The sequence below is a fragment of the Promicromonospora sp. NPDC050262 genome, assembly GCF_040655935.1.
GTDB lineage: Bacteria > Actinomycetota > Actinomycetes > Actinomycetales > Cellulomonadaceae > Promicromonospora.
Genome location: NZ_JBFAKX010000001.1, coordinates 510,715 through 534,495, shown reverse-complemented (window position 1 = coordinate 534,495; position 23,781 = coordinate 510,715). Strand labels below are relative to the sequence as shown.

The following is a 23,781-nucleotide window of genomic DNA, read 5'->3' as shown; positions in this document are numbered from 1 at the left end:
CGCCCGGGGCGCCCTTCGCGTAGACCTCCGACCACACGCCGCGCGCGGACAGGAACGCGGACGCCGCCTCCTGCGCCCCGGTGAGCGTGTGGTTCGCGCCCCAGCCGCACTGCACCTCGTTCGCGGCCGGCACCTCGGTGGCCGCGACGATGTCGCGCAGGGTCGCGTCGATCAGGCTGAGCACGTCGTCGTACTCGGGCTCGCCCTGCAGCATCAGGTAGAAGCCGGTCTGGCAGCCCATGGGGGAGAAGTCCAGGACGGCGTCGGAGTGGTTGCGCGAGTGCTCCGCGAACAGGTGCTCCAGGGAGTGCACGGTGGGCATCTCGAGGTGCGCGACGTTGGGCTGGGTGAACCGCACGTCGTACTTGACGATGACGTCGCCGTGCGGGAGCTGCTTGCGGTCCGCGAGGCGCACGTAGGGCGCGGCGACGGCGCGGTGGTCGAGGTTGAAGGACTCGACGTTCATACGGGGCGCTGGGGAGGATGCTGACTCGGTCACGGTCCGAGCCTATGCCGTCAGCGGCGCCGGTACATGCGACCTGGCGTGCTCCACCGCGGAGGGCAGATCGGTGAACAGGTGGCTCTCGTGCGCCAGCATCCGGTTCAGGCCCACCGCCTCCAGGAGCTTGCGGTGCTGCGGCTGGATTCCCTTGACCAGCACGGTCACGTCGCGCTGTTCGAGCTCCAGCACGAGATCGGCCAGGGCCCGCGCCCCGGTGGCGTCCACGAGCTGCAGGTGCGAGAGCCACAGGATCACCACGTCGACGGGTTCGCGCAGGCGGGGCTCGCCGTGCGTGATCGCCGTGACCTCGCTCAGTATCCGGTCGGACGCGCCGAAGAACATGGCGCCCTCCAGCCGGAACAGCGCGATGCGCTCGTCGCCCTCGTGCGCGACGCCGGGCAGCGGCTCGCGGTGCACCCTCGCGGCCCCGGCCACGGCCTTCAGGGCGAAGAACGCGGCCACGAGCAGGCCGATCTGGACGGCGTCGATGAGGTCGAACGCGACGGTGATCACGGCGGTGATCACGAAGGTGAGGGCGTCGGGCCGGGTGGAGGTGAGCACCGACCGGATGGTGGAGGCACCGATCATGCGGAAGGCGGTGACCATGAGCACGCCGGCGAGCGCGGCCAGGGGGATGTGGCTCACGGGTCCGGTGGCGAGGTAGATGACGGCGAGGATCACGAGGGCGTGGACGACGGCGGCCAGGCGGGTGCGTGCCCCGGAGCGCACGTTGACCGCGGTCCGTGCGATGGCGCCGGTGGCGGGGATGCCGCCGAACACGCCGCTGGCCAGCGACGCGAACCCCTGCCCGACGAGCTCCCGGTCGGGGTGGTAGGTCGCCGTCCTGCCCTGTGCGCCGCTCATCGTGGCCGCCACGCGGGCGGACAGCAGCGACTCGATGGCGGCCAGCGCCGCGACGGCGACGGCCGCGCCCACGAGGTCGCGGACGGCGTCCGGGGTCGCGTCGGGCAGCACGGGGACGGGCAGGGAGCTGGGCAGCGCGCCGATGCGCGGCACGGGGGCGTCGAGCAGCCCCGCCAGCAGCGTCACCAGGGCCACGGCGACCAGCGACGCGGGCAGGGCGCTGGCCACGCGCGGCAGCACGAGCATGACGGCGGCGACCACGGCCACGACCCCCAGGGTCCAGACCCAGGTGGGCAGGCCGCCGTCGGCCGGGCTGCCGGACGTGAGCCCTGACGTGAACGCCGAGCCGACCGACCGCACCGCCGTGACCAGCGTGTTGTGCCCGGTCTCGGCGGTGATGCCGACGGCGGCCGGCACCTGCTGCAGAAAGATGATCGCCGCGATGCCGAGCGTGAAGCCCTCGACCACGGGCCACGGGATGTAGGTGACCACGCGGCCCAGCCGGAGCAGCCCGCACACGAGCACGAGGGCGCCGCCGAGCAGCGTCACCAGTGCGACCGAGCCGACGCCGTGCTGCGCGACGATCGGCGCCAGGACCACGGCCATGGCTCCGGTGGGGCCGCTGACCTGGAGGTTGGACCCGCCGAAGACCGCGGCGACGATGCCGGCCACGACCGCCGTCACGAGCCCGGCGGCCGGTCCGACGCCGGAGCTGACGCCGAACGCGAGCGCGAGCGGCAGGGCGACGACGCCCACCGTGATGCCGGCCAGCAGGTCGGACCGCAGCGTGCGCGGCCGCAGGTCGTAGTCGGCGCGCGACGGCATGAGATCGCGGATGTCGATGCGCTCGCGGACGGCAGCGGTCAGCCTGGCGCGCATGGTCGGTGGCCCGCCAAGGCGGTGCTCGACGGTGTCCCCCATAAGTGAAGGACCTTAGCAAGGTCACGGGCCGTCCGCCTGGCGAGCGGCGCGATAAACGCCCAGGTCAGAGCACGTTTCCGGCGTAACGGGGCGCACCGGTCATCCTGCGGCCGACGCCAGCCGCATGGCGCCCAAACGCCCGCCGCCCCGCCCCGTCCCGGAGCCCCGTACTACGCTGCACCGCGTGAGCAGCAGCGACGCCCCCGCCCCCGACGCACCTCCCACGCTGGCCCAGGTGGTCGCCGCGCTCGACGGCCTCTACCCGCCGTCGACGGCCGAGGGCTGGGACGCCGTCGGCCTCGTGGTGGGCGTCCCGGCCGCCCCGGTGCGCAAGGTGCTGTTCGCGGTGGACCCGGTGTCCGCCGTCGTGGACCAGGCCCTGGACTGGGGCGCCGACCTGCTCGTCACCCACCACCCGCTGTTCCTGCGCGGCGTGAGCTCCGTGGCCGCCACCACCTTCAAGGGGTCGGTGGTGCACCGGCTGCTCACCGGCGGCTGCGCCCTGCACGTAGCGCACACCAACGCCGACGCCGCACCGCGCGGCGTCGCCGACGCGCTCGCCGACCTGGTCGGCATCACCGACCGGCGGCCGCTCGAGGTCAGCGCCGCGCCGTCGGGCGGCGAAGGTACCGACGCCGCCCGCGGCATCGGCCGGGTGGGCCGCCTCGCCGAGCCCACCACCCTCGCCGGCTTCGCGCGCCGCGTCGCGGAAGCGCTGCCCGCCACCGCCCAGGGCATCCGCTTCTCCGGCGACCCGGACGCCCCGGTGACCACGGCCGCCGTCCTCGGCGGGTCCGGCGACGGCTACTTCGACGCCGTCCGCGCGGCCGCCGCCGACGTCTACGTCACCTCCGACCTGCGCCACCACCCGGCCTCCGAGCTGCGCGAACGCGCCGAGTTCGAGGCCCGCGCGGCCGGCGTCCCCGGGCCCGCGGGCACCCCCTTCCTCGTGGACACCGCCCACTACGCGAGCGAGTGGCCCTGGCTGCGCTACGCCGTCGAGGACCTCGCCTCGGCGCTCGCGGCCGGCGGCCTCGCGGTCGAGGCCCGCGTCAGCGAGCTGGTCACCGACCCCTGGACGGGCCAGATCCCGTCCCGCTGAGGACCCGGCCCGGGTGCGCCCCGGGCCTCGGGCGCGGGGTAGCGTTGGACCACCCCCAGATCACGACCGAGAGGACGCCTCCCGTGGCTACTGCACCACCCGAAGACCAGCGCAGGCTGCTGGAGGTCCAGGCGCTCGACACCCGCGCTCAGCAGCTCGCCCACACGCGCAAGAGCCTTCCCGCGCTCACGCAGCTGACCGAGCTCGACGGCCGGATCGCCGACCTGCGCGCCTCGCTCGTCGAGTCGCGGACCCGGGTGGCCGACCTCAAGCGTGAGCTCACCAAGGCGGAGAGCGACGTCGAGCAGGTGCGCAACCGCGCCGCGCGCGACCAGCAGCGGCTGGACACGGGCAGCGTGAGCGCCAAGGACGCCGTCGCGCTCACCGACGAGCTCCGCTCGCTCGCCGCCCGCCAGGCCGCGCTGGAGGAGGTCGAGCTCGACGTCATGGAGCGCCTCGACGCCCACGAGGACGCGCTGGCCAAGGTCGAGGCCGCGAACGACGAGCTCGTCGCGGAGAAGACCAAGGTCGAGGGCGAGCGCGACGCGGGCTGGGCCGACGTCGACGCGCAGGTCGCGGCGCTCGCGGCAAGCCGCGCGACGGCGGTCGAGGGCCTCGACGCGGGTCTGGTGGCCCTGTACGAGAAGCTCCGCGCGCAGCTCGGCGGCACGGGGGCGGCGGTGCTGAACGGCAACCGCTGCGACGGCTGCCGCATGGACCTGCCGCCGGTCGACCTGGACAAGATCCGCAGCGCGGCGCCCGACGCCGTCGTGCGCTGCGAGGAGTGCGGTCGCATCCTGGTGCGCGTCGCGTCGACGACCGGCGCTGCCGCCGGATGACCCGCGCATGAGCGAGGCGCCCGGCCTCGACACGCACGTGCGTCCCTCGGGCATCCCCACGCGGTTCGACGATGCCGTCCCGCTCACCGTGGTGCTCGTGCGGCACGGCGTGACCCCGCTGACGGAGGTCGGCGTCTACTCCGGCTCGGACGCGCCCGGCCCGTCGCTGAGCGCCCGCGGCCGGCTCCAGGCCGCCCAGGCGGCGGACGCCGTGTTCCGGATCGGGCGGACGCCGCGGGCCGGCGCGTCGTCGTCGGGCGGCATGCGCGGCGGCGGCCTCTGGCCGGACCTGCCCCGTCCGACGGCGCTCGTCGCCTCCCCGACGGTGCGCACCCAGGAGACGGCGTCCGCCGTCGGACGTCGCCTCGGGCTGCACGTGAGCACCGACGACCGGTTCGCGGAGAGCCGGTTCGGGCAGTGGGAGGGGCATACCGCCGCGGAGATCGAGCAGGGCTGGCCGGGTGAGCTGGCGCAGTGGCACTCGACCGGCACCTTCGTGCCGCCGGGCGGCGAGTCCTACGCGCAGCTCGGCGCCCGCGTCTGGGACGGCCTGACCGAGCTGCTGGCCGGCGGCGTGGACCGCACGGTCGTGGTGGTGGGGCACGCGGGGCAGATCCGCACCGCCGTCGGGCAGGCGCTGGGGGCGCCAGCCTCGTACTGGGCGCGGCTGCGCGTCCCGCCCGCGTCGCTGTCGGTGCTGCGTCTGTGGGAGGACGGCACCGCCGAGGTGACCGCCGTCGGGGTGCCTACCGACGGTTGAGCGCGCCCCGGGCGAACGCCGAGGCGAGCGGCACGAGCGCCAGCACGAGGACGGCGGGCAGGGCGAACCCGAGCCGCAGGTTGTCGGCGCCCACGAAGCCCGTGAGCACCGCTCCGAGCAGCGCGCCGACGTAGTTGAACTGGTTGAAGCGCGCGATGACGGCGTCGGTCCGGGCGCGGTCGGGCTCGGCGGGCGCCGAACCGTCCGCCGTGGCGCCTGCCGTGCCGTCAGCCGCCGTTCCCGCGGCGATGCGGCCCGCGGCCGAGAAGCTGAGCGGCGCCACCAGCGCGACCGCCGCGCCGAGGACCGTGAACCCGGCCACCGCGACCTGCCAGGTCGGCGCGAGCGCCACCAGCGTCAGGGCCCCGCAGGCGACGACCGCCCCGACCCGGAGCAGGGGCACCACGCCGAACCGGGTCACGAGCTGGCCGCCGGCCAGGCGCACCACGATCGAGGTCACGAGGTAGGGGAAGGTCGCGAGGGCCACCAGGTTGCCTGGCGCATCGAAGGAGCGCGCGAGGTAGACGGGCCCCCAGGTCGAGGCCGTGGTGTCGACCATGTAGAACACGACCAGCCCGGCGCCCACGAGCCAGATGGGCTTCCACGGGATCGGGGCGGCGTCGGGCGCGAGGCCGGGCGCCGCCCCGATAGCGGGTGCGCCGTCGGCCGCGGCCCCGACGCGCGGGACGAACCGCGCGAACGCGATCGCTGCGGGGACCACCGCGACGAACGCGCCGACCGCGGGGGAGAGGTGCCCCGTGGCCAGGGCGATCGCGGCGGCGATGATGCCGCCGGTGGTCCAGTAGCCGTGGGACGACGGCAGGATGGGGCGGCCGTACCGGTGCTCCAGGTCGACGGCCTGCATGTTCGAGGTGGCGTCGACCAGGCCGAGCGCGATCCCGTAGAGGGCGACCCCGCCGACGAAGAAGCCGACGGCAGACGCCAGGGTGATGGCCGGGACGGCGACCACCATCAGCCCGAGTCCGAGCCGGAGCATCGGCGCGCTGCCGGTGCGGTGCGCGGCGCGCTCGGCGACCAGCGACCCGACCCCGGCGAGCAGCACCATCATGAGCAGCAGCAGCGAGAGCGCCACCTCGTCCATCCCCCACCGCTCCAGGAACCGCGGGAGGCGCGTGGTGAGGCTGATGAAGACGAAGCCCTGCGCGAAGAACGCCGCGGCCACTGCGATCCTGGCGCCCGTCAGGCTGCTGATCCTCATGACCGCACATCCAACCGGTCGGTAGGCGTTGGCGCCAGGCCTGTGGCCCAGCCGTTACCGACGCCGGGGGTGCAGGCTTACGCGAGGACGAGCTCCAGCGTCCGCGGTCCGCGCGGCCCGCCGTCCAGCAGGTTCGCCTCGATGAGTGTCTGGTCCTTGCCCGAGCCGATCTCGGTGAGCACCACGGACCCCACCAGCTCCTGGGCGGCCTTGAGCACGTCCTCGCTGGTCCGGGCCTCGTGCTCGCGGCGCAGCAGGTGCCCGGCCAGCACGCCGCGCGTGTGCTTGGCGTTGTGCGACACCACGGTGCGCTTCCCGTCCGTCTCGCGCAGTACCCGCACCTCGACCCATTCGGCGGGAGGCGTCCCGTCGGCGGCGGCCGTCGTCCGCGGCTTCCAGGCCGCGACATACGTCGCGGACCGGCAGTCCACGACGACGTCGCCCGCGGCCCGCGCGTCGAGCACCTCGGCCAGGGCGGGCTTCCAGAAGGTGGCGAGCCGGCCGGCGTCGGGCAGGCCGACGCCCATGCCGAGCCGGTAGGCGGGGATGCGGTCGCCGGGGGCGACCACGCCCCACAGCCCCGAGAAGGTGAGGACGCTCGCCTGGGCGCGCCGCGCCGCGGCGTCGGGCAGCGCGGCGAGGCCGGCCGCCGCGTACAGAACACCCGTGTAGACCTCGGCCGCGGGAGCCGCAGGGGCCGCGTGGAGCGCGGTGTTGCGCGCCACCTCCTCGGCGAGCCCGTCGCTGACCCCGAGGGCCGCCGTCGCGCCGGGCCGCGCGCTGACCTGGGCCAGCTCGGCGAGCACCTGCTCGCGCCGGGCGGTGAGCTCCGGGTGGGCCAGGGTGGTCAGGTCGAGGGGAGCGGCGCCGTCGGGCGCGGGCGTCTTGCCCTCGGAGGGCGGTAGGAGCAGGAGCACCCGCCTAGCCTAAGTCGCCGCCCGGACAGGTCGCCGGGGCCACTAGGGTTGGCGGGCATGGCGCAGGTCAAGGTGTACGGGAACCGGTCGGTCTGGGGCGAGCGGCGCGCGGAGGTCTCCGACGCGCTCCACGAGGCGCTGGTGCGCACCTGGCAGCTCCCGCCGGAGAAGCGGTTCCACCGCTTCCTCCTCCTGGACGACGGCGACCTGGTCGCCCCGCGCTCGGACGCCTACCTGGTCGTGGAGATCGTCTGCTTCACCGGCCGCAGCCGCGAGGCCAGGCGCGCGCTGATCGCCGCCCTGTACGACGACGTCGCGCCGCGCCTCGGACTGGCGGTGGACGATCTGGAGATCGTGATCCTGGAGAGCCCGCGCGAGAACTGGGGGATCCGCGGGGTGTCGGGGGACGAGCTGGCGCTGGGGTACCGCCTGGACGTCTGAACCGGCGTCCGGCAGGTACTCTTCTACCTGCGGACGAGTCGGTCGGGCGGTCGCGTCGGGCACCCTCGGGTGCCCGCCGAGGAACGTCCGGGCTCCACAGGGCAAGGTGGTGGTTAACAGCCACCCGGGGTGACCCGCGGGACAGTGCCACAGAAAACAGACCGCCCTCGGTCTCCGGACCGGGGGTAAGGGTGAAACGGTGGTGTAAGAGACCACCAGCGCCGCCGGTGACGGCGGCGGCTAGGTAAACCCCACCTGGAGCAAGGTCAGACAGACTGTGTTTGAGGGCTGCTCGCCCGATTCTCTTCTGAGAAGCACAGTCGGGTAGACCGCTCGAGCCCTGCGGCAACGCAGGGCCTAGATGGATGACCGTCGCCCGCGCGGGGGTAACCGCGCGCGGGAACAGAACCCGGCGTACAGACCGACTCGTCCGCTTTTAACGCTCTGACCTGCGGCGGAGTGCTGGCCGAAGGTGGCCGGTACACATTGGGTACACATGACTGTGTACCGCGTGGGGTCAGGCGGCCTGTTGCTCGCCATCGGTCGCGGCCTCGTTGGTCTTCGCCGTGGCCGCAGGAGTTGGCCGGGTGCTCATGACGAGGTCGATCGCTGTGCGAGTCTGCTCCTCCTCGTCAGGCCAGAGGTGCGAGTAGGTGTCCAGGGTCTCGCTCGCGTTCTTGTGGCCCAGTCGTGCCTGAACCGCCTTCACGGATGAGCCGTGGCGGATGAGCAGGCTCGCGTAGTAGTGGCGCAGATCGTGGAAGGTGTAGCCCGAGAGCTTCGCCTCCTTGAGCGCACGCTTCCACGTCTCCCAGAACGCCGAGCGGCGCAGAGCACCGTTCTCGGTGTTGGTGCTGTGTGATCGATGAACTTGGCGACATACTCCGGACTGAGGTTGCGACTCACCGTGGCGGCGTAGCCCGCTACCTTGGCGGCGTCGATGCGGTCAAGTGCAAACAGGCTTTGTGGCACAGTGGCGTTTAAGCGGACGAAGTTGTCGAAGCCGATCAGGTGTTGTGCTAGACCATTGTTGCTGTGGCTACTCGCAGTAAGGATGGTGTTTACTGCGGCAGCGGCCCATCGGCCGATCCCGGCGTTATCGAGTCGGTCAGAGTGGTCGGTGAAGGGCACCATCGTCCCAATGCTGAGAACCCGAATCGACTCTAGTGGGACGCCGAGCATGCTCTTGGCCTCGCTGATGGCGAATACCGACGGATTGTTGGCGAAGACCCCGCCGTCAATTAGCTGCGAAGAGTCGGCCGTCGCCGCTGGGAAGTACGTCGGTGCAGCCGATGTGGCGAGCGCGACGTCGACCATCTTTACGTTTCGATCTCGAACGAGTCGTTCGCTATGTGGCGTCTTGAAGAGGTGCACCTCGCCGCTCTGGACGTTCCAGGAGGGTACAAGCAGTCGCTTGCTGCTTTCGCCAAGCAGACGGTCACCGAACACCTCGACCAGAGCTTCGCGGAGGGCGTTACCCGAGTAGCTGGGCCGCACCAGGCGACTGGGGCGCCACTTGCGTCGCCTGCTGCGGGGGAAGACTTTGGTGATCAGTTCGAGGTAACGGTCGGCAATCTCAGCTGGTGGCAGACCGGCGCCTAGGCATAGTGCCACGATGCCGCCGGCTGAAGTGCCTGTGATGAGGTCAAAGCGGTCGACAACCCTGACGCCGTGGTCTTCCTCGAAGCGAGCGAGGACACTTGCGGTGAATAGCGCTTTAGCGCCACCGCCGTCGAGCGAGAGGATTTGGAACCGGTCGCCTGCGTAAGCTTCAGGGGTCGGGCCCGTGGAGGAGTACCGGTTGGCCATGCGTATCTCCTCCCGCCGAGCGTCCTAAGCGGTCGCTGCCGCTACCAGCAGCGTCTCCGCAGCCAGCTAGTCACATGATGCTGCGTGTCCACAGAGCGGTGGCATGGAACTCCACTAGCGTGGCGACCACGTCGCGAAGGGAAGGCCTCGGCGATGTCGACATAGCGGCTCTCAGCGACCAGTTGGCGCGGGGAGTGCTGCCGTTGGTCAGCGACGGGCGCTGGCCGTGACATGCGATGGCGGTCCGGGCACACTGCTCGAATGGAGTGGGCATTCAGCGGACCTGTGGTCGAATGGCGCGGCCCGGCGCCGTACCTCTTCGTCGCGATCCCCGAGGGCGACAGCGACGACATCCGTGAGGCCGCCCGCGACGTCGTCTACTGGGGCCAGGTTCCGGTGATCGCCACGATCGGACGGACCGAGTTCACGACGGCGATCTTCCCCAGGGACGGCCGGTACCTGCTCCCAGTCAAGGTTGCGGTGCAGCGCGCGGAGGGCGTCGGCGAGGGGGACATCGTCCAGGTTGCGATGCGCGTCGTCCGGCGCTGACCCGGTCAGGTCGCCGGGACTGCACCAGGCGCCGGGGTGATGAGGGCGTGGCTCGGTTGCTGGCGGATCGCCGGAGACTTCTGACCCGGATCACTCGGACCCAGGCTTCACGCTGCGGGTGAGGAGCCCGGGCGGGGGTGCCGCCCGGGCTCCCTCAGATGCCGGCGGTGCGGGTGCACGCCGTGGTGTGGGCGTGTCATGGCCCGCGGGCCGGGCGCCTTCTACTTGCCTTCTGCGGCCTTGGACACGTGCGCCCACTCGGCCCACTCGGCCAGGCGCTGCTGGTAGACCTGCGGTGCCAGCTGCGTCGGCCCCTCCCCGAAGAACACGCGCAAGGGCGGCTCCTCGGCGTCCACGACCTGGAGGATCGCGGACTTGAAGCCGACCGGCTCCGGGAGTACGACCTGCGCCAGCCGCGCGGCCATGTTCTCGTGCAGAGCCGCGTACGCGGGATGCGTGTCGGCGACGACGGCGGAGGCACCGGACCAGTCGGTGGCGAAGCCGCCGGGCTCGACCAGGGTGACCTTGATGCCGAAGCCGGCCACTTCCTGGCCGAGTGCCTCCGTCATCCCTTCCAGTGCCCACTTCGAGGCGTGGTAGCCACCGAGGGCCGGGAACGCGGCGATGCCGCCGATGGTCGAGATCTGGATGATGTGGCCCGCGCGCTGCTCGCGGAGGATCGGGAGGACGGCCTGCGTGACATGGAAGACGCCGAACAGGTTCGTCTCGAGCTGGTCACGCAGCTGCTGCTCGGTGATCTCCTCGACCGTTCCGAAGAGCCCGTAGCCCGCGTTGTTGATGACGACGTCGATCCGCCCGAACGTCTCGTGTGCGGACTTCACCGCAGCGAACACCTGGTCGCGGTCGGTGACGTCGAGCTGGACCGGGAGGACGGCGTCGCTGTACTGCTCGACCAGGTCGCTCAGGGTGTCCGTGTTGCGGGCGGTCGCTGCGACCTGGTCGCCACGCTCGAGGGCGGCGAGGGCGAACTCGCGGCCGAAGCCTTTCGACGCGCCGGTGATGAACCAGACGTTGCTCATGATGTAAACCTCCTGTTGGTGTGGACGGCCACCCGCAAGGGGGAGGGCTGTCCGGATTGTTTTGAGTTCGTTGTGGGTGGGCCCTACGTGTCATGGCCTGAGGGCCGGGCGTTCCTACTTGCCTTCCGCGCCCTTGGACACGTGCGCCCACTCGGCCCAGGTCTCCAGGCGCTGTTGGTACACCGCGGGCACCCACTGGGAGGGCTGCTCGCCGAAGAACACACGCAGCGGCGGCTCCTCGGCATCGACGAGCTGGAGGATCGCCTCGCCGACAGCCCCGGGGCCGGGCGCCTGGGCGGAGGCGCCCATCTCGTTCAGCGACGCGTGCAGGGGGCCGTAGGCGTCCTGGCGGTGCGCGGTGAAGACCGACGAGCTCGCGAAGTCGGTGGCAAAGGCGCCGGGTTCGATCATCGTGACTTTGATGCCGAAGGCCGCGACTTCCTGGGAGAGCGCCTCGCTCAGGCCTTCCAGCGCCCACTTGGAGGCGCTGTAACCGCCCGTGCCGCCGAAGGTGGCCACCCCCATGGCCGAGGAGATCTGGACGATGTGGCCGCTGCCCTGCGCCCGCAGGACGGGCAGTACCGCCTGGGTGACGTGGAAGACGCCGAACACGTTGGTCTCCAGCTGGTCGCGCAGCTCCTGCTCGCCGAGTTCCTCCACGGCGCCGATCAGGGAGTAACCGGCGTTGTTGACCACCACGTCCAGCCGGCCGAACCGCTCCTTGGCCGCCGCGACCGCCTCGAACACCTGCGCACGGTCGGTGACGTCCAGACGCAGCGGCAGCACCGCCTCACCGAACCGCTCGACCAGGTCGGTCAGCGTTGTGGTGTCCCGGGCGGTTGCCGCGACCTGGTCGCCGCGCTTCAGGGCGGCGAGGGCGAACTCGCGGCCGAAACCGCGCGACGAACCCGTGATGAACCAGACCTTGCTCATGACGTAAAAGCTCCTGTGGGTATGGACGGCCATCCGCACGCGGTATGGCGATCCGACGATCTTTGAGTTCGTTGTGGAGGTGGGCGGCGGTAGTGGCTACTTGCTCAGCTGCTTGTCGCCGACGCGGAGGGCGGTGCGGTTGCTGGTGAGGATGCTGCGCAGCTTGGTTGTCTGCCGGTCGATGGCCTGCGGGCCGTTGCCGGTGAGCAGCCGCACGGACGGCTCGTAGGCCAGTTTCGGCGCGGCCCCGTTGCGCACGAGGGTGAAGCCGGCTTCCTTGATGGCCTGGTCGACGAAGTAGGTCAACCGGGTCTTCTTGCCCGGGACGTGCGGGTAGAGGAACCGCAGCGCGAAGATCTCGCCCATGGTGGGGACGGTCGAGATGGGTGTGCCCGCGAACGGGTTGTCGCTGACGGTGTAGGGGCGGCCCTGTGCGTCGACGCGCTGTCGGGTGGAGGTCACCGCGATGGGTGCGTGGCAGATCAGCGAGATGGTGACGTCGTTCTCCCGGGCCAGGTGGAGGGTTTCGCCGACCCACGGGTTGTCGCGGAAGTCGACCATAGGGGCGTGACCGCCGGGGGTGTGGATGAAGTCGAAGTCGGCGAAGGTGAACGGGTCGGCCTGGTCGCGGTGGCGCCCGACGAGTTCGGGCAGCGAGTGGAAGGTCCCCTCGGGCAGCTTGTTGAGGCGGCGGAGCAGCTCGGGGCGGTACTCGGCCAGCTCCGGCTCGCTGTTGGGCAGCAGCTCGGAGACCGGGATCCGGCCGAGGTGCCGCTCCAGCAGCCGGACCTCCTGCTCGCGGCGGGCCACCATATCGGGGTGGCGCTCCCGGAAGCCGCTGACGGTGAACGAGCTGCGGCGCTGCTCCATGCGCAGGGGCATGGTCCTGGCGCCGACCTTCTCGACGGCGTTCACCGCCAGCGCCATGCCGTTGATGTCGAGCTGTGGGGCGTTGCCGTCGGGGGTGGCGAAGGTGAACTTGTAGTCGTTCTCGAACTCCTTGAGTACCTGAGCCATCTCGACCAGGAAGAACCCGGTCGAGATCGACGTGACCTCGGCCGGCTGGGCCAGCGGCAGCTGTCGGGCCGACGAGATGAGGATCAGTGCGCGGCGCTTGGTGGTGGGCATGACGTTGCTCCTTCTGGATGCCTTCGGCCGGGATGAGGGGGGCTGGCCGCCCATGTCACGCATCGGCTCTCTGGCTACTGTACGTCAAACATGTCACTCGGTGTCAAGAGTGCGCCTGCGTGGTATTGTTATCGTCATGCAGCGCGATCCACTCCCGGTCCGGGAACGCACCCGCCGGGCCGTCCGCGGCGAGTTGACGCAGCTCGCCGTTGACCTGTTCGTCGAAAAGGGTTACGACGAGACGACCATCGACGATCTGGCGGCGGCGGCCGGTATGTCCAAGCGCACGTTCTTCCGCTACTTCGCGTCGAAGGAAGAGCTCGTGATGGGCAAGTACGAGGTCCTTGGTGAGCAGCTCGCCGAGGACCTGGCCGCCCGCCCGGCCGGCGAACCCATCTGGGCGTCGCTGCGGCAGGTGTTCGGCCGGGTCGCCGAATACTTCGAGAGCGAAGCCCGGGGAGCCACAACGATCGCCATGGAGAAGATCGTGCGGGACCATCCGACGCTCAACGCCAGCTACCTCGACCGGGTGTCCCGGATGCAGGAGCTCGTGCTCAAGGAGACACGCACTCGCACCGGCTGGCTCGATCCGGCCGACCCGCGCGCCGCGGCCATCGTCGGCGCCGCCTTCTCCTGCCTCATCGCGGCCGGGACCACGTGGCTCACCACCAACCAGGCGCCGCCGTTCGGCGATCTGCTCGACCAGGCAATGGGCGCCATCCAACCCACCTGACCCGCGTGGCCGGCACCAGGGCGGACATCGACACCGCCATGACTCCGGCCTGCTCTGCTGAGCGGGCGGAAGGCCGACGCGGCTGCTGGGCCTTTGCTCAGGACCGTGCCAGCGCGCCTGCGATCAGCGTGGCGACGGCGCTGTCCAATGCGACCAGGGCACCTGGAAATCGCTCAATGCAAGTCTGTGCGCCGTGTGAGTGGGGAGCGGCCGGGTACACATCGGGTACACATGACCGCCGTCTGAGCCCATGCGGCGCCACTCCCACCAACGCAGCGTGACACCGTGAGATCCTCGAGATTCCAACGATCTCGCGGTGCCCAACCAGTTCGTCGGACACCGCGAGACATACCGTGACAGCCCGCGGGAGAACCCGGCGTACAGACCGGCTCGTCCGCTTTTAACGCTCTGACCTGCCCAGAGGTCGTCGCCGCGATCCAGGTTTCAACGCATCGTGATCCCTTGTCGAGACCGGACCTGACCGACGAGCGGACGACTGACTCTGCTGACTGAGGGTTGCCGGCAACACCGGTGACCGCCCGTTCGGTCGGTCAGGAGGTCTTCACGGCATCGGTCATCGGTTGTGCGGACAGCACGGTACGTCAGCCCTACCCGACGGCGCGTCGTGACTCGTGGGCCGCGAGTTCCTCGGCCAACTGCATGCAGCGCAGGCGGGCGGGGGAGAAGCCGTAGGGCATCTTTCCGGTGGCTTCGAACGCGCTCATGGACTCGTGCCCCCTGCCAGTGGCTTGGCCTGCCTCGTTCGTACCCTCATCGGCGGTAGCGGGGTGCAACGCGTCCCAGGAGTCGAAGAGCGCATCGTCGCTCTGCGCCAGGCCGGAATCCTCGATGACGGCATGCAGCGCCAGTTCGAAGGCGTGCCGTTCGGCAGCCACCTGTGCCACGCGGGGGTCGTCGACAGCGATCGTGTCGTCGAGTGCCTCCTCGGCGGCATCAACGCGGTCGGACTCCTCCCGCAGACCCGGGTCGGTGGCCAGGGCGATGTAACGGGTGGCGTTGACGGCCGCACCGAGCGGGCCGAAGATCCGCTCGATGACCAGCAGGTTGTCCAGGTCCGCCTGGCGCAGGGAACCCTCGGGCAGGCTCTTGAGGCGGCTGGTGACGAAGTCGGAGAGCAGGCCCATCCTGCTGCCCTCGGTGCGCATGCGCTGCACGGCGGTCCGCTGCCGCCGCAGCTCTGCTTCCTGGGCGACGAGGGTTTCCTCCAGCCGTTCCAGGATGCTCGCGACGTCGTGGTCGCTGTCGGCACCTGCAGGTGCCGTGTCGGCGAAGGCGTCACGGACGTCGTCCAGGGCGATCCCGGCGTCGGCCATCTTGCGGATCCACAGCAGCCGGATCATGTCTTCGTATCCGTAGCGGCGGCGGTCGTCACTGCCCCGCTCGGGCTCGGGGAGCAGGCCGATCTCGTGGTAGTGACGGATCGCCCGCGGTGTGGTGCCGACGAAGGCCGCCGCGTCACCGATCTTGACGTGGCGCGGCGGGATGAACGACGAATACATGGGCAGGGCCTTCCTCAGTGGGCGGGACGTGAGTCAACCGGACCACATACCGCTACGAGAGGTGCAACTCCAGGATCGGGCACGATGAGAAATGGCGCCGATAGTCGTCTGAGCTGAGTACGGTCCGGTGAACGCGGGGCGCATCAAGGGAGAGCAACAAGATGAGACCACTTCGATACTCGATCAACGTCACACTCGACGGTTGCTGCCACCACGAGGCAGGGCTCCCCCCGGACGAGGAGTCGATGCGCTACTGGACCGCTGAGATGGAGCGAGCCGATGCCCTGCTCTTCGGCCGGGTGACCTACGAGATGATGGAGTCGGCGTGGCGGCAGCCGGCCACAGGGACGTGGCCCGACTGGATGGGTGAGTGGGAGACCCCGTTCGCCGAGGCCATCGACCGGGCGAAGAAGTACGTCGTGTCGAGCACGCTGAGCGAGGTCGACTGGAATGCCGAGCTGGTGGGAGGCGACCTGGGTCAAGCGGTGCAGCAGCTCAAGCAGGAGTCAGGCGAGGGCCTGTGGGTGGGTGGCGTGACGCTGCCCCTGGCGTTGGCAGATCTGGGACTGATCGACGAGTACGAGTTCGTTGTGCAGCCGGTCCTCGCCGGACACGGGCCGACGTTGCTCGCCGGTCTGCGCGAGCGCATCCAGCTCGAGCTCGTGGACCGCCATGAGTTCCGGTCGGGGGCGGTCGCCATGCGATACCGGCCCACGCAAGCAGCGGCTTGACGTGATACCCGACGTCGAGGGACGAGAGTTCAGGGACGCGCGAAATAGATGTCGTCCTCGGATCCGTACTCGCCACCGGCGTGGACCTCGACACCTGATCCGAGCGTCGCGTGTACGTCCGGCACGAGGTCGGGCGCCATGATGATCTCGTCCGCGAGCGGGCCGGTGAGCTCGGGCGGGTGTCCTGCGGCGCCCAGGGCCTGAGCGATGGCCGCCGCCGCCACGGTGGCACCACCAGCGCTGCGGTACAGCGCCTCCTGGTGCTGCCGTTCGAGCACCGGTGCAACCTGGTCGGGCTGTTCACCTTCCGCCTCAGGTCTGATCTCGTGCCCGGCACGGATCACCTGACGCAGGCCGCCGGGGCCGACCATCACCTCCAGGCCGGCCTTGAGCACACTGCCGAGAGGCCCGAAGTTGAGCGTGATGCTCAGCGGGCTGCCGTAGGACATGCTCCGCACGGCGATCGCGTAGTCGGCCATGTACTGCACGGCGTCTGCCGCAGGCACGATGATCGGCAGGTTGGCTGCCTCGGCGATCTTGTGCGGATAGGCGACGTCGATCCCCGAACCGCCCAGCGCCTGTGGCCCGAGCGCTCCACGGCGATGTACCGCCGCCCGGTCGACCAAGCCGGCCATCATCGTGGAAGGCCCCAGGACGATGCCACCGCGTGCCGCAGGCCGTCCCTCGAAGGCCAGCGCGACTTCTGAGGAGAGCGCCAGATGACCGGCGGCGATCGCAGCCGCAGATCGAACCCACGCCTTGGGCAGGTAGGTCGCCGTGGAACCCGACAGACCACGCAGGGCACCAGGCATCGTGAGTATGACGTCAGCCGACATACTCGGATGCTAGAACCAGGTGCCGTGATCGGCAGCGGACCCACGGATGAACTTCTCCGCCTGACCAGACGCGTCCGCGACCTGCGAGAGCGACGTACGGGCCCGGCACCCACAGTCGGTGGTTCTATGCTCGGAGGACCCAAGACCCGAGGTGGGGCTCATGCACCGTCTGTCAGCGCACGACCTGCTCGCGCTCGCGTATGGCGTCGCTTTCCCCGCTGCACCCGACCGGACGAGCCTCCTGAACGTCCAGGACAGCTCGGGGACCCGCGGCGCGGTGCTGGAGATCTGTCCCTACAGCTTGAGGATGGTCGATCGGGCCGACCCGGAGGCTTCCTACGAGTGGCAGTTCAGTGGCCCGGACGGTCTCCAGTCCGCCGCACGATTCGGGACGGAAGGGCAGGCCCACCGAGTCGCCAGGGACTGGGTCGTCGAGACCGTGACGCGCGGCATGAAGCCCTCGACAGTGCAGCTGGACGCGATGCGTGCCAGGAAGCAGACCGGACTCGGCGCAAGATAGCCGTTGACCAGCAGCTGCCGGTGATCGCGTCATGAACGAACTCGGCCGGCAGAGGCCATGACGCGGAGGCAGGGTCAGCTCTGGGACAGGGGGACCCGCCACTCCAGGCGAGTGCCGTTCGCCCCGGCCGGCTGAACACTGAGCGCACCACCGAGGTCTGCTGCCCGCCGGGCGAGGTTGCGTAGCCCGCTCAGGGGAACGTCGGTAGGAATGCCGACTCCGTCGTCGGCCACGGTGAGGACGACGTCGTCCAACGCCACCAGGCGTACCGAGACTGTCCGCGCGTGCGCATGCCTGGCGACGTTCGACAACCCCTCGCGCAGGACAGCGACGACATGATCCGCGATGTTCGGTGGGACAGCAGCATCGACGGGGCCGTCGAACCGCAACCGGGGCGCGTAGCCCAACCGGCTGGTTGCCGCATCGATCTCCGCGTAGACCCGTGATCTCAGGCCCGCCTGTCGTGAGCCCGCACCTTCGGGCTGCAGCCTGTGCACCGTGGTCCGGATCAGGGCGATCGTCTCGTCGATCTCGTCGACCGCCCGGCCGATCCGTCGTGCGTGATCATCGTCGAGGTCGCGGCCGGCGGCCAGCAGCGACAAGCCGGTCGCGTACAGGCGCTGGATGGCGAGATCGTGCAGGTCGCGCGCGATGCGCCCCCGGTCACGCTGCACGGCGAACCGCTCGACGTCCGCTCGATGCTCCGCCAGCTCCAGCGCAACGGCCGCCTGAGCCGCGAAACCCTGCAACGCCTCGACGACGAGGGGCGCGAACGGCACCCTGCCGCCGTACCTCCCGATGGCCAGCACCCCACGCGTACTGCTTGGCTCTCCCAGCGGAAACGCCAGGAGGGCGCCGATCTCACGGCGCAGATCGAAGGAGAGCTGGGCGCGTTCGTCCGCCATGGCGTCGGGGGCGACGCTCGACCCATCCGGCTCGAACGCGGCGCCCGAGAAGGTGCTACCCGGCGGGAGCATGACGCCGACCAGTCGCTTGGCCTCGGCCCCCGACGCGGATCTCACAACAAGGCGCTTTGACTCGGGCTCCGGCCTGGCGATGACCGCGAGATCCGCGTCTGCCACGTGCAGGGCACGGTCCGCGATCAGGGCGTGCAAGTCCTCCTGTGAGTGACCGGCGAGCACCCGGCGGGAGATCTCGTCGTTTGCACGTGCCGACTGCTCCCGCAGGCGCGACTCCTCGTAGAGGTGAGCATTCTCGATGGCGACGCTCGCTCCGGCGGCCAGTGCCTCCAGCAGCCGCTCGTCCTCATCGGTGAAGTCGCCACCGTCCACCTTCTGCGTGAGATACAGATTGCCGAACGCCGTGCCGTGCACACGTAGCGGCACCCCGAGGAAGGACCGCATGGGCGGATGGTTGGCCGGGAAACCCACGGATGCCGGGTGTGCCGAAAGATCATGCAGCCGCAACGGCACCTGGCGCCGGATCAGCTCGCCCAAGATTCCGCGCCCCGTCGGGTAAGGGCCGATGGCCCCTACCTGCGCGGCTGAGAGCCCGACCGTCAGCAACCGGGCGATGCGCCCGTCGTCGCCCAGTACGCCGAGTGCCACATACCGCGCCCCGACCAGCTGAGCAGCGACCGCACTGATCTGATTCAAGACGGCTTCAAGATCAAGACCGCGTCCAAAGTTCGCCATGGCATCAAGCAGGAGCTTGGTTCTCTCGCGGGCATGTTCTGCCACAGCGCCCTCCTGGGTGACAGCCCCCTGCGTCTTCCACAGTAGCCACCACAGGGCCTCCGGGCCCCTCTGGGGTGATGACCGCAGGGCCCCGGATCAGGGCGCGAGAGCGTTCGCGGGGTGGTCGCTCCGGCCGTCATCCCAGGGCATGCGTGGGTGAGAATTCGCGAAGCTCCTCGCGGCCGCCATGGACGACGAGGCACGTGGACTCCGGCACCTCTCGCCATGCTCCGCGCAGGTCCCCCAGCGGTTCGGACACCACGAGCCGTGCGTCGTTGGAGAGCTCGTGCAGCACGGGGTTGTCGGGGTACTGGAGTCGGAGCGTGGAGATGTCGGTGCTGTGGAACAGCGACCGAGACTTGCCCACGCTGGAGTAGCGGAACGCCCACGTGGTGGTCCCGTCGGTGGTGGCCACCGTCATCTGGATCGGGTGCTCGATGCCGTGGCGTCGCCCCGTCTCCTCGATGAGGCCGACTGCTCGGGCCACTGCTTCGGGTGGGTCCTCTTCGAGTCCGAAGGTCAGGGCCAGGAAGAAGAACAGCTCGGAGTCCGTCGATCCCTCGATCTCCGTGTAGAGGGCAGGATCGACGGCCAGGATCAGGTCGCGCTTCAGCACCGTGAAGTCCGTGATGGACCCGTTGTGCATCCAGAGCCAGCTGCGGTGCCGGAAGGGATGACAGTTGGTCTGCTGCACCGCCGTGCCGGTCGATGCGCGGATGTGAGCGAAGACCCGCCCGGCGGATGCGTGGGCTGAGAGCTCTCGCAGGTTGCGATCGTTCCATGCGGGCTCGGTGCTGTGGTAGATGCCTGGTTCCTCCAGGGCGCCGTACCAGCCGACACCGAAACCGTCACCGTTGATGGTCTCCACGCCCAGGCGTGAGTGCCTGCTCTGCACCACCAGCGAGTTCTCAGGTTTGTAGAGAAGATCCTGCAGAAGCACCGGCGAACCTGAATACGCGAGCCAACGACACATCTCGACCTCACTCTCGGCGCCAGTATGCGCCCGGGACGGTCCCCGCGAGTCATCCGAAACGGGTGAGGTCGAGCGCGCAACCCGTCGGCCGAACCCGCCGAGGAAGGACCGCGCTCAGCGCCTCGTCTCGTACCGGTTCATGGCCACCCCGCCAGGAGACGTCCGCGTCTCCGCGACCGGTCAACTGCGCCGTGAAACGGCGTCGTTCGCACGTTGCCACATCTCGTAGTTCCCGCATTCCGCCGTGATCTCAGCCGTCGCCTGAGCCGCGGCGAAGAAGTCGTCGGCCATCGGCGAGGTGCGCGACGCCGCCATGGCCAGGTAAATCTGCTCGGGCGCCAGATCCGGGACGGGCACGTAGCTGATGTCCGGACGTGAGTAGAACACGGTCTCCGAACGCCCCACGAACGAGATACCCCGGCCGGCCGCGACGTGCTCGAGCTTCTCCTCGACCCCGCGCACCCGGAGCCCGGAGTCGGGGTGCGGGCGCCTGGTGGGCTGCGTGCTCGCGTCGGCGTGCCAGACCAGCGGCTCGCCGGCCAGGTCGGCCTCGGTGACCTCCTCCTTGCCGGCCAACCGGTGACCGGCGGGCAGCACCACCATGAGCGGCTCGGTGTAGAGCGGTGTCAGGCGCAGTCCGGTCTCGTCGATGGGCAGCCGCACATAGCCGACGTCGACGCGGCCGTCGAGCAGCATCGGCGCCTGGTCGTCCCACTCCATGCGCTGCACGTCCACGACGACGTCCGGATGCCGGGCCTCGAACTCCCGCGCCGCCGGGATGACCGGGATGCCCGCCCGAAAGCCGACCACCAGCCGCCGGCTGCCGCGGGCGGCCGCGGACACCCGGCGCCGGACCGCGTGCGCGGAGGCGAGCAGCGGACCGGCGTCGTCCAGCAGCTGTCGACCCGCGTCGGTCAGCGCCGCGCCGTGGCTGTCCCTGGTGAACAGCGTGGCGCCGAGATCGTGTTCGAGCGCGCGGATCTGCCGGCTGAGCACCGGCTGCGCGATGTGCAGCTCCTCCGCGGCGCGACCGAAGTGCAGCGTGTTGGCGACGGCGACGAAGTAGCGCAGCTTGCGCAGGTCCAGATCCATGGGCCCTCCCGGTCCGGCAATGCCCCCAAGGTATCACCGCGGCTGAAAAGGGTCTTGGACGGCACGTTCGCGCCAATGGCATCGTTCATGAGGCCGAGCGAATTCGGCACAAGATTCCCGCACAAGAATTCGACGCCGGAATTCGGCAACCGAAATTCGGCATCGGGATCTGATCGCAGTATCCATCAATTCAACGGAGTGATAGTGGGAAAGCTCGATGGCAAGGTAGCGGTGATCACCGGCGGATCCACCGGAATGGCACTGGCGGGCGCCAAGCTGTTCGTCGAGGAGGGAGCGCACGTCTTCATCCAGGCCCGGCGGCAGGAGGCGCTGGACGACGCCGTCAGGCTGATCGGCCGCAACGTCACCGCCGTGCAGGGTGACGCGGCCGAGCTGGACGACCTGGACCGCCTGTACGACACCGTCAAGCGGGAGAAGGGCTCGATCGACGTGCTGTGGGCCAGCGCCGGGCTGGGCGAACCCGCCGTCCTCGGTGAGATCACCGAGGAACAGTTCCACCGTGCCTTCTCGCTCAACGCGCGCGGCACCCTGTTCACCGTGCAGAAGGCACTGCCGCTGATCAACGACAACGGCTCGATCCTCATGACCGGGTCCAACGCCTCACTCGGCGCCTTCCCCGGCTGGAGCCTCTACGCGGGGAGCAAGGCCGTCCAGCAGGCCTGGGCCCGCGTCTGGCTCAACGAGCTGCGCGACCGCAAGATCCGGGTCAACGTCCTGACCCCCGGCCAGGTCGCCACAGCCAAGCAGGAAGAACTGTTCGACGAGGCGACCAAGGCCGCATTCGAGTCCCTCATCCCCCGCGGAACGATGGGCCGCCCCGAGGAGATCGCCGCCGTCGCCCTGTTCCTCGCCTCCGACGACTCCAGCTACGTCAACGGCCTGGAACTGGTCGCCGACGGCGGCACCACCGCCATCTGAAGCACGCACCAGGAACCACGCATCGGGAAGAGAGCACAACTCATGAGCAGCATCACCCTCATCGGTACGGGAAACATGGCCCGTGCCATCGGCACGCTCGCGGTGGCGGGCGGCAACACCGTCGAGGTCATGGGACGCGATCAGTCCAAGGCCGACGACCTGGCCAGGGTTCAGGGCGGCGGCGCGACGGCGGGCAAGTGGGGCGCCGTCCCGGCCGGGGACATCGTCATCACGGCGCTGTTGTACGACGGCGTCGTCCCGGTCGTCGCCGAGTACGGGGACGCTCTTGCGGGCAAGATCATCGTCGACATCAGCAACCCCTTCAACGCCACGTTCGACGGGCTTGCCCACGGCGAGGAGACCTCGATCGCGCAGGAGGTCGCCAAGGTGGCCCCGGCCGGCGCGAGTGTGGTGAAGGCCTTCAACACCATCTTCCGCAACGTCCTGGAGAACGGCCGGCCCGACGTCTTCATCGCCGGCGACGACGCGCAGGCCAAGGTGCACGTGGCCACGTTCGTCGAGAGCCTCGGGCTGCGCCCGCTCGACGTCGGCGGCCTGAGGATGGCGCACTGGCTGGAAGGGATGGGCCTGGTCACGGTGAGCCTCGCCGGCAACGGGGTGGGCCACTGGGGCTTCGCCCTCGGCGTCGACGAATTCACGGGCTGAGCGCACTTCCACCAACATCTGTTGCGCCAGTTCACCTACCCGCATCACACGCCCGCACAACTCATCCCGCACAACTCATAAGGAGCAGCAGCGTGCGCGTCTTCGTCGCCGGCGGGACCGGCCACTCCGGTTCGTACATCATCCCCGAGCTCCTCGCCGCCGGGCACGAGGTCACCGGCCTGGCCCGGTCGGACACGGCCGCGGCGGCCCTGTCCGCACTCGGCGCGAAGGTACGCCGCGGCGATCTCCAGGACCTCGACGTGCTCAAGGAGGCGGCCGCGGACTCCGACGGCGTCATCCACGTGGCGCACCGGCAAGACCTGCTTCCGTCCGGCGGGATCGACGCCGTGACCGCCGCGGAGCTCCCGGTCGTGCTCGCGTACGGCGAGGCACTCGCGGGAACCGGAAAGCCGCTGGTCGCGGCGGGGAGCATCGGCTCGCCCGGGAACGGGCGGAACCTGGGCCGGCCGGCCACCGAGGAGGACCCGGCCCTTCCCGTCGGCGACGAGCACAAGGGCACCCTGCGGGCCCGTAACGTCGTGGAAGCCGCCGTGGTCGGACTCGCCGAGCGGGGAGTGCGGTCCTCGGTCGTGCGGATCGCCAACATCGCGCACAGCACGACCGATCGTGCCGGCTTCCTCCCCATGCTGATCGCGCTCGCGAAGGAGAAGGGCTTCGCCGGTTATCCCGGAGACGGCGCGAACCAGTGGAACGCCGTGCACGTCCGCGATGTCGCCTCCGTGTTCCGCCTGGCGCTGGAGACGGGCCCAGCCGGCAGGTACTGGCACGGAGTAGGGGACGGGGGCATCTCGGTCCGCGAGATCGCCGAGGCCATCGGCAGCCGCTTGGGTCTGCCCGCTGTGAGCGTGCCCCTGGACGAGCTGGTGCTGCCGGGGTATTTCGGGTTCCTCACGAACGTGGTCACGCGGAGCTACCCGGCGTCCAGCCTCATCACCCGCCGGACCCTCGGCTGGGAACCCGCTCAGCCGAGCCTGCTCGCCGATCTGGACAACGGCCATTACTTCCCCGCCGGATGAAGGCAGGGCCCCG

The 23,781-nt window shown here is 70.1% G+C and carries 23 protein-coding genes, 1 other RNA gene and 2 pseudogenes; 12 read left to right on the top strand and 14 right to left on the bottom strand.

Annotated elements, in window-relative coordinates:
• Positions 1-16 precede the first annotated feature (16 nt).
• Together AB0I29_RS02370 and AB0I29_RS02365 are read right to left on the bottom strand one after the other, a co-directional pair.
• Positions 17-466, bottom strand: a pseudogene (locus AB0I29_RS02370) (S-ribosylhomocysteine lyase); the annotation flags it as partial.
• 42 nt (positions 467-508) lie between these two features.
• Positions 509-2,245, bottom strand: a complete 1,737-nt coding sequence (locus AB0I29_RS02365) for a SulP family inorganic anion transporter (RefSeq protein ID WP_357478116.1) — start codon at positions 2,243-2,245, stop codon at positions 509-511.
• Between the two features lie 226 nt (positions 2,246-2,471).
• On the opposite strand from AB0I29_RS02365, the gene AB0I29_RS02360 reads away from it, so the two are divergent.
• The 3 genes from AB0I29_RS02360 (at position 2,472) to AB0I29_RS02350 (ending at position 4,988) form a co-directional block, all read left to right on the top strand.
• Positions 2,472-3,389, top strand: coding sequence for a Nif3-like dinuclear metal center hexameric protein (locus AB0I29_RS02360; RefSeq protein ID WP_357477550.1), 918 nt, complete (start codon positions 2,472-2,474; stop codon positions 3,387-3,389).
• Between the two features lie 83 nt (positions 3,390-3,472).
• Positions 3,473-4,228 carry a C4-type zinc ribbon domain-containing protein gene (locus AB0I29_RS02355; protein ID WP_357477547.1) on the top strand — a complete coding sequence of 252 codons (756 nt, stop codon included), beginning with the start codon at positions 3,473-3,475 and terminating at the stop codon, positions 4,226-4,228.
• A gap of 7 nt (positions 4,229-4,235) precedes the next feature.
• Complete coding sequence (locus tag AB0I29_RS02350) at positions 4,236-4,988, top strand: histidine phosphatase family protein (protein ID WP_285104187.1); 753 nt, start codon at positions 4,236-4,238, stop codon at positions 4,986-4,988.
• On the opposite strand, the gene AB0I29_RS02345 is transcribed toward AB0I29_RS02350, so the two are convergent.
• The gene (locus AB0I29_RS02345; protein WP_357477542.1) at positions 4,975-6,207 is read right to left on the bottom strand and encodes an MFS transporter; all 1,233 of its coding nucleotides are present in this window, start codon (positions 6,205-6,207) and stop codon (positions 4,975-4,977) included. The genes AB0I29_RS02350 and AB0I29_RS02345 overlap by 14 nt on opposite strands.
• Positions 6,208-6,284: 77 nt before the next feature.
• Positions 6,285-7,124 carry a peroxide stress protein YaaA gene (locus tag AB0I29_RS02340; RefSeq protein ID WP_357477539.1) on the bottom strand — a complete coding sequence of 280 codons (840 nt, stop codon included), beginning with the start codon at positions 7,122-7,124 and terminating at the stop codon, positions 6,285-6,287.
• Positions 7,125-7,181: 57 nt separating this feature from the next.
• Here AB0I29_RS02340 and AB0I29_RS02335 point away from each other — a divergent pair, with 57 nt between their 5' ends.
• Together AB0I29_RS02335 and rnpB are read left to right on the top strand one after the other, a co-directional pair.
• A complete protein-coding gene (locus AB0I29_RS02335) occupies positions 7,182-7,565 on the top strand; it encodes a tautomerase family protein (protein WP_357477535.1) in 384 nt (127 codons plus the stop codon).
• A 34-nt stretch (positions 7,566-7,599) separates the two neighbouring features.
• An RNA gene (gene rnpB / locus AB0I29_RS02330) (RNase P RNA component class A) lies at positions 7,600-7,998 on the top strand.
• A gap of 84 nt (positions 7,999-8,082) precedes the next feature.
• Here the strand turns inward: rnpB and AB0I29_RS02325 are convergent.
• Both AB0I29_RS02325 and AB0I29_RS02320 read right to left on the bottom strand, forming a co-directional pair.
• Positions 8,083-8,352, bottom strand: a pseudogene (locus AB0I29_RS02325) (tyrosine-type recombinase/integrase); the annotation flags it as partial.
• On the bottom strand, positions 8,271-9,374 hold the full coding sequence (locus AB0I29_RS02320; protein ID WP_357477531.1) for a CBASS cGAMP-activated phospholipase: 1,104 nt from the start codon (positions 9,372-9,374) through the stop codon (positions 8,271-8,273). The gene AB0I29_RS02320 and the pseudogene AB0I29_RS02325, both read right to left, overlap by 82 nt.
• A gap of 261 nt (positions 9,375-9,635) precedes the next feature.
• Between AB0I29_RS02320 and AB0I29_RS02315 the strand changes: the two genes are divergently transcribed.
• Positions 9,636-9,923, top strand: a complete 288-nt coding sequence (locus AB0I29_RS02315) for a DUF1905 domain-containing protein (RefSeq protein WP_357477528.1) — start codon at positions 9,636-9,638, stop codon at positions 9,921-9,923.
• A gap of 221 nt (positions 9,924-10,144) precedes the next feature.
• Here the strand turns inward: AB0I29_RS02315 and AB0I29_RS02310 are convergent, their stop codons facing one another.
• The 3 genes from AB0I29_RS02310 to AB0I29_RS02300 all read right to left on the bottom strand — a co-directional run bounded on the left by AB0I29_RS02310 (position 10,145) and on the right by AB0I29_RS02300 (position 13,024).
• On the bottom strand, positions 10,145-10,963 hold the full coding sequence (locus AB0I29_RS02310) for an SDR family oxidoreductase (protein WP_357477524.1): 819 nt from the start codon (positions 10,961-10,963) through the stop codon (positions 10,145-10,147).
• A gap of 114 nt (positions 10,964-11,077) precedes the next feature.
• Positions 11,078-11,896: an SDR family NAD(P)-dependent oxidoreductase gene (locus tag AB0I29_RS02305; protein ID WP_357477521.1), complete on the bottom strand. Its 819-nt coding sequence runs from the start codon at positions 11,894-11,896 to the stop codon at positions 11,078-11,080.
• Positions 11,897-11,992: 96 nt separating this feature from the next.
• Positions 11,993-13,024, bottom strand: a complete 1,032-nt coding sequence (locus tag AB0I29_RS02300) for a hypothetical protein (protein WP_357477518.1) — start codon at positions 13,022-13,024, stop codon at positions 11,993-11,995.
• 136 nt (positions 13,025-13,160) lie between these two features.
• Here AB0I29_RS02300 and AB0I29_RS02295 point away from each other — a divergent pair, with 136 nt between their 5' ends.
• On the top strand, positions 13,161-13,757 hold the full coding sequence (locus AB0I29_RS02295) for a TetR family transcriptional regulator (protein ID WP_285104205.1): 597 nt from the start codon (positions 13,161-13,163) through the stop codon (positions 13,755-13,757).
• A gap of 608 nt (positions 13,758-14,365) precedes the next feature.
• Here the strand turns inward: AB0I29_RS02295 and AB0I29_RS02290 are convergent.
• Complete coding sequence (locus AB0I29_RS02290; RefSeq protein WP_357477514.1) at positions 14,366-15,277, bottom strand: MerR family transcriptional regulator; 912 nt, start codon at positions 15,275-15,277, stop codon at positions 14,366-14,368.
• Positions 15,278-15,438: 161 nt separating this feature from the next.
• Here AB0I29_RS02290 and AB0I29_RS02285 point away from each other — a divergent pair, with 161 nt between their 5' ends.
• Positions 15,439-16,008, top strand: a complete 570-nt coding sequence (locus AB0I29_RS02285) for a dihydrofolate reductase family protein (protein WP_357477511.1) — start codon at positions 15,439-15,441, stop codon at positions 16,006-16,008.
• Positions 16,009-16,037: 29 nt separating this feature from the next.
• Here AB0I29_RS02285 and AB0I29_RS02280 read toward each other — a convergent pair whose 3' ends face one another.
• Positions 16,038-16,844 (bottom strand): hypothetical protein, encoded by an 807-nt coding sequence (locus AB0I29_RS02280; protein WP_357477508.1) that lies wholly within the window; start codon positions 16,842-16,844, stop codon positions 16,038-16,040.
• A gap of 160 nt (positions 16,845-17,004) precedes the next feature.
• Between AB0I29_RS02280 and AB0I29_RS02275 the strand changes: the two genes are divergently transcribed.
• Positions 17,005-17,364, top strand: a complete 360-nt coding sequence (locus AB0I29_RS02275) for a hypothetical protein (protein WP_285104213.1) — start codon at positions 17,005-17,007, stop codon at positions 17,362-17,364.
• Positions 17,365-17,438: 74 nt separating this feature from the next.
• Here the strand turns inward: AB0I29_RS02275 and AB0I29_RS02270 are convergent, their stop codons facing one another.
• The 3 genes from AB0I29_RS02270 to AB0I29_RS02260 all read right to left on the bottom strand — a co-directional run bounded on the left by AB0I29_RS02270 (position 17,439) and on the right by AB0I29_RS02260 (position 21,126).
• Positions 17,439-19,064, bottom strand: coding sequence for a GAF domain-containing protein (locus tag AB0I29_RS02270; RefSeq protein ID WP_357477504.1), 1,626 nt, complete (start codon positions 19,062-19,064; stop codon positions 17,439-17,441).
• A gap of 133 nt (positions 19,065-19,197) precedes the next feature.
• Positions 19,198-20,034 carry a class II glutamine amidotransferase gene (locus AB0I29_RS02265; RefSeq protein WP_357477501.1) on the bottom strand — a complete coding sequence of 279 codons (837 nt, stop codon included), beginning with the start codon at positions 20,032-20,034 and terminating at the stop codon, positions 19,198-19,200.
• 180 nt (positions 20,035-20,214) lie between these two features.
• Entirely contained in the window at positions 20,215-21,126 is a 912-nt protein-coding gene (locus AB0I29_RS02260; protein WP_357477498.1) for a LysR substrate-binding domain-containing protein, read from the bottom strand.
• Between the two features lie 204 nt (positions 21,127-21,330).
• Here AB0I29_RS02260 and AB0I29_RS02255 point away from each other — a divergent pair, with 204 nt between their 5' ends.
• From AB0I29_RS02255 to AB0I29_RS02245, 3 genes are all read left to right on the top strand, one after another.
• Complete coding sequence (locus AB0I29_RS02255) at positions 21,331-22,065, top strand: SDR family oxidoreductase (protein WP_357477495.1); 735 nt, start codon at positions 21,331-21,333, stop codon at positions 22,063-22,065.
• A 42-nt stretch (positions 22,066-22,107) separates the two neighbouring features.
• Complete coding sequence (locus AB0I29_RS02250; RefSeq protein WP_357477492.1) at positions 22,108-22,731, top strand: NAD(P)-binding domain-containing protein; 624 nt, start codon at positions 22,108-22,110, stop codon at positions 22,729-22,731.
• A gap of 92 nt (positions 22,732-22,823) precedes the next feature.
• Entirely contained in the window at positions 22,824-23,768 is a 945-nt protein-coding gene (locus AB0I29_RS02245; RefSeq protein WP_285104224.1) for an SDR family oxidoreductase, read from the top strand.
• The last annotated feature ends 13 nt before the right edge of the window (positions 23,769-23,781 follow it).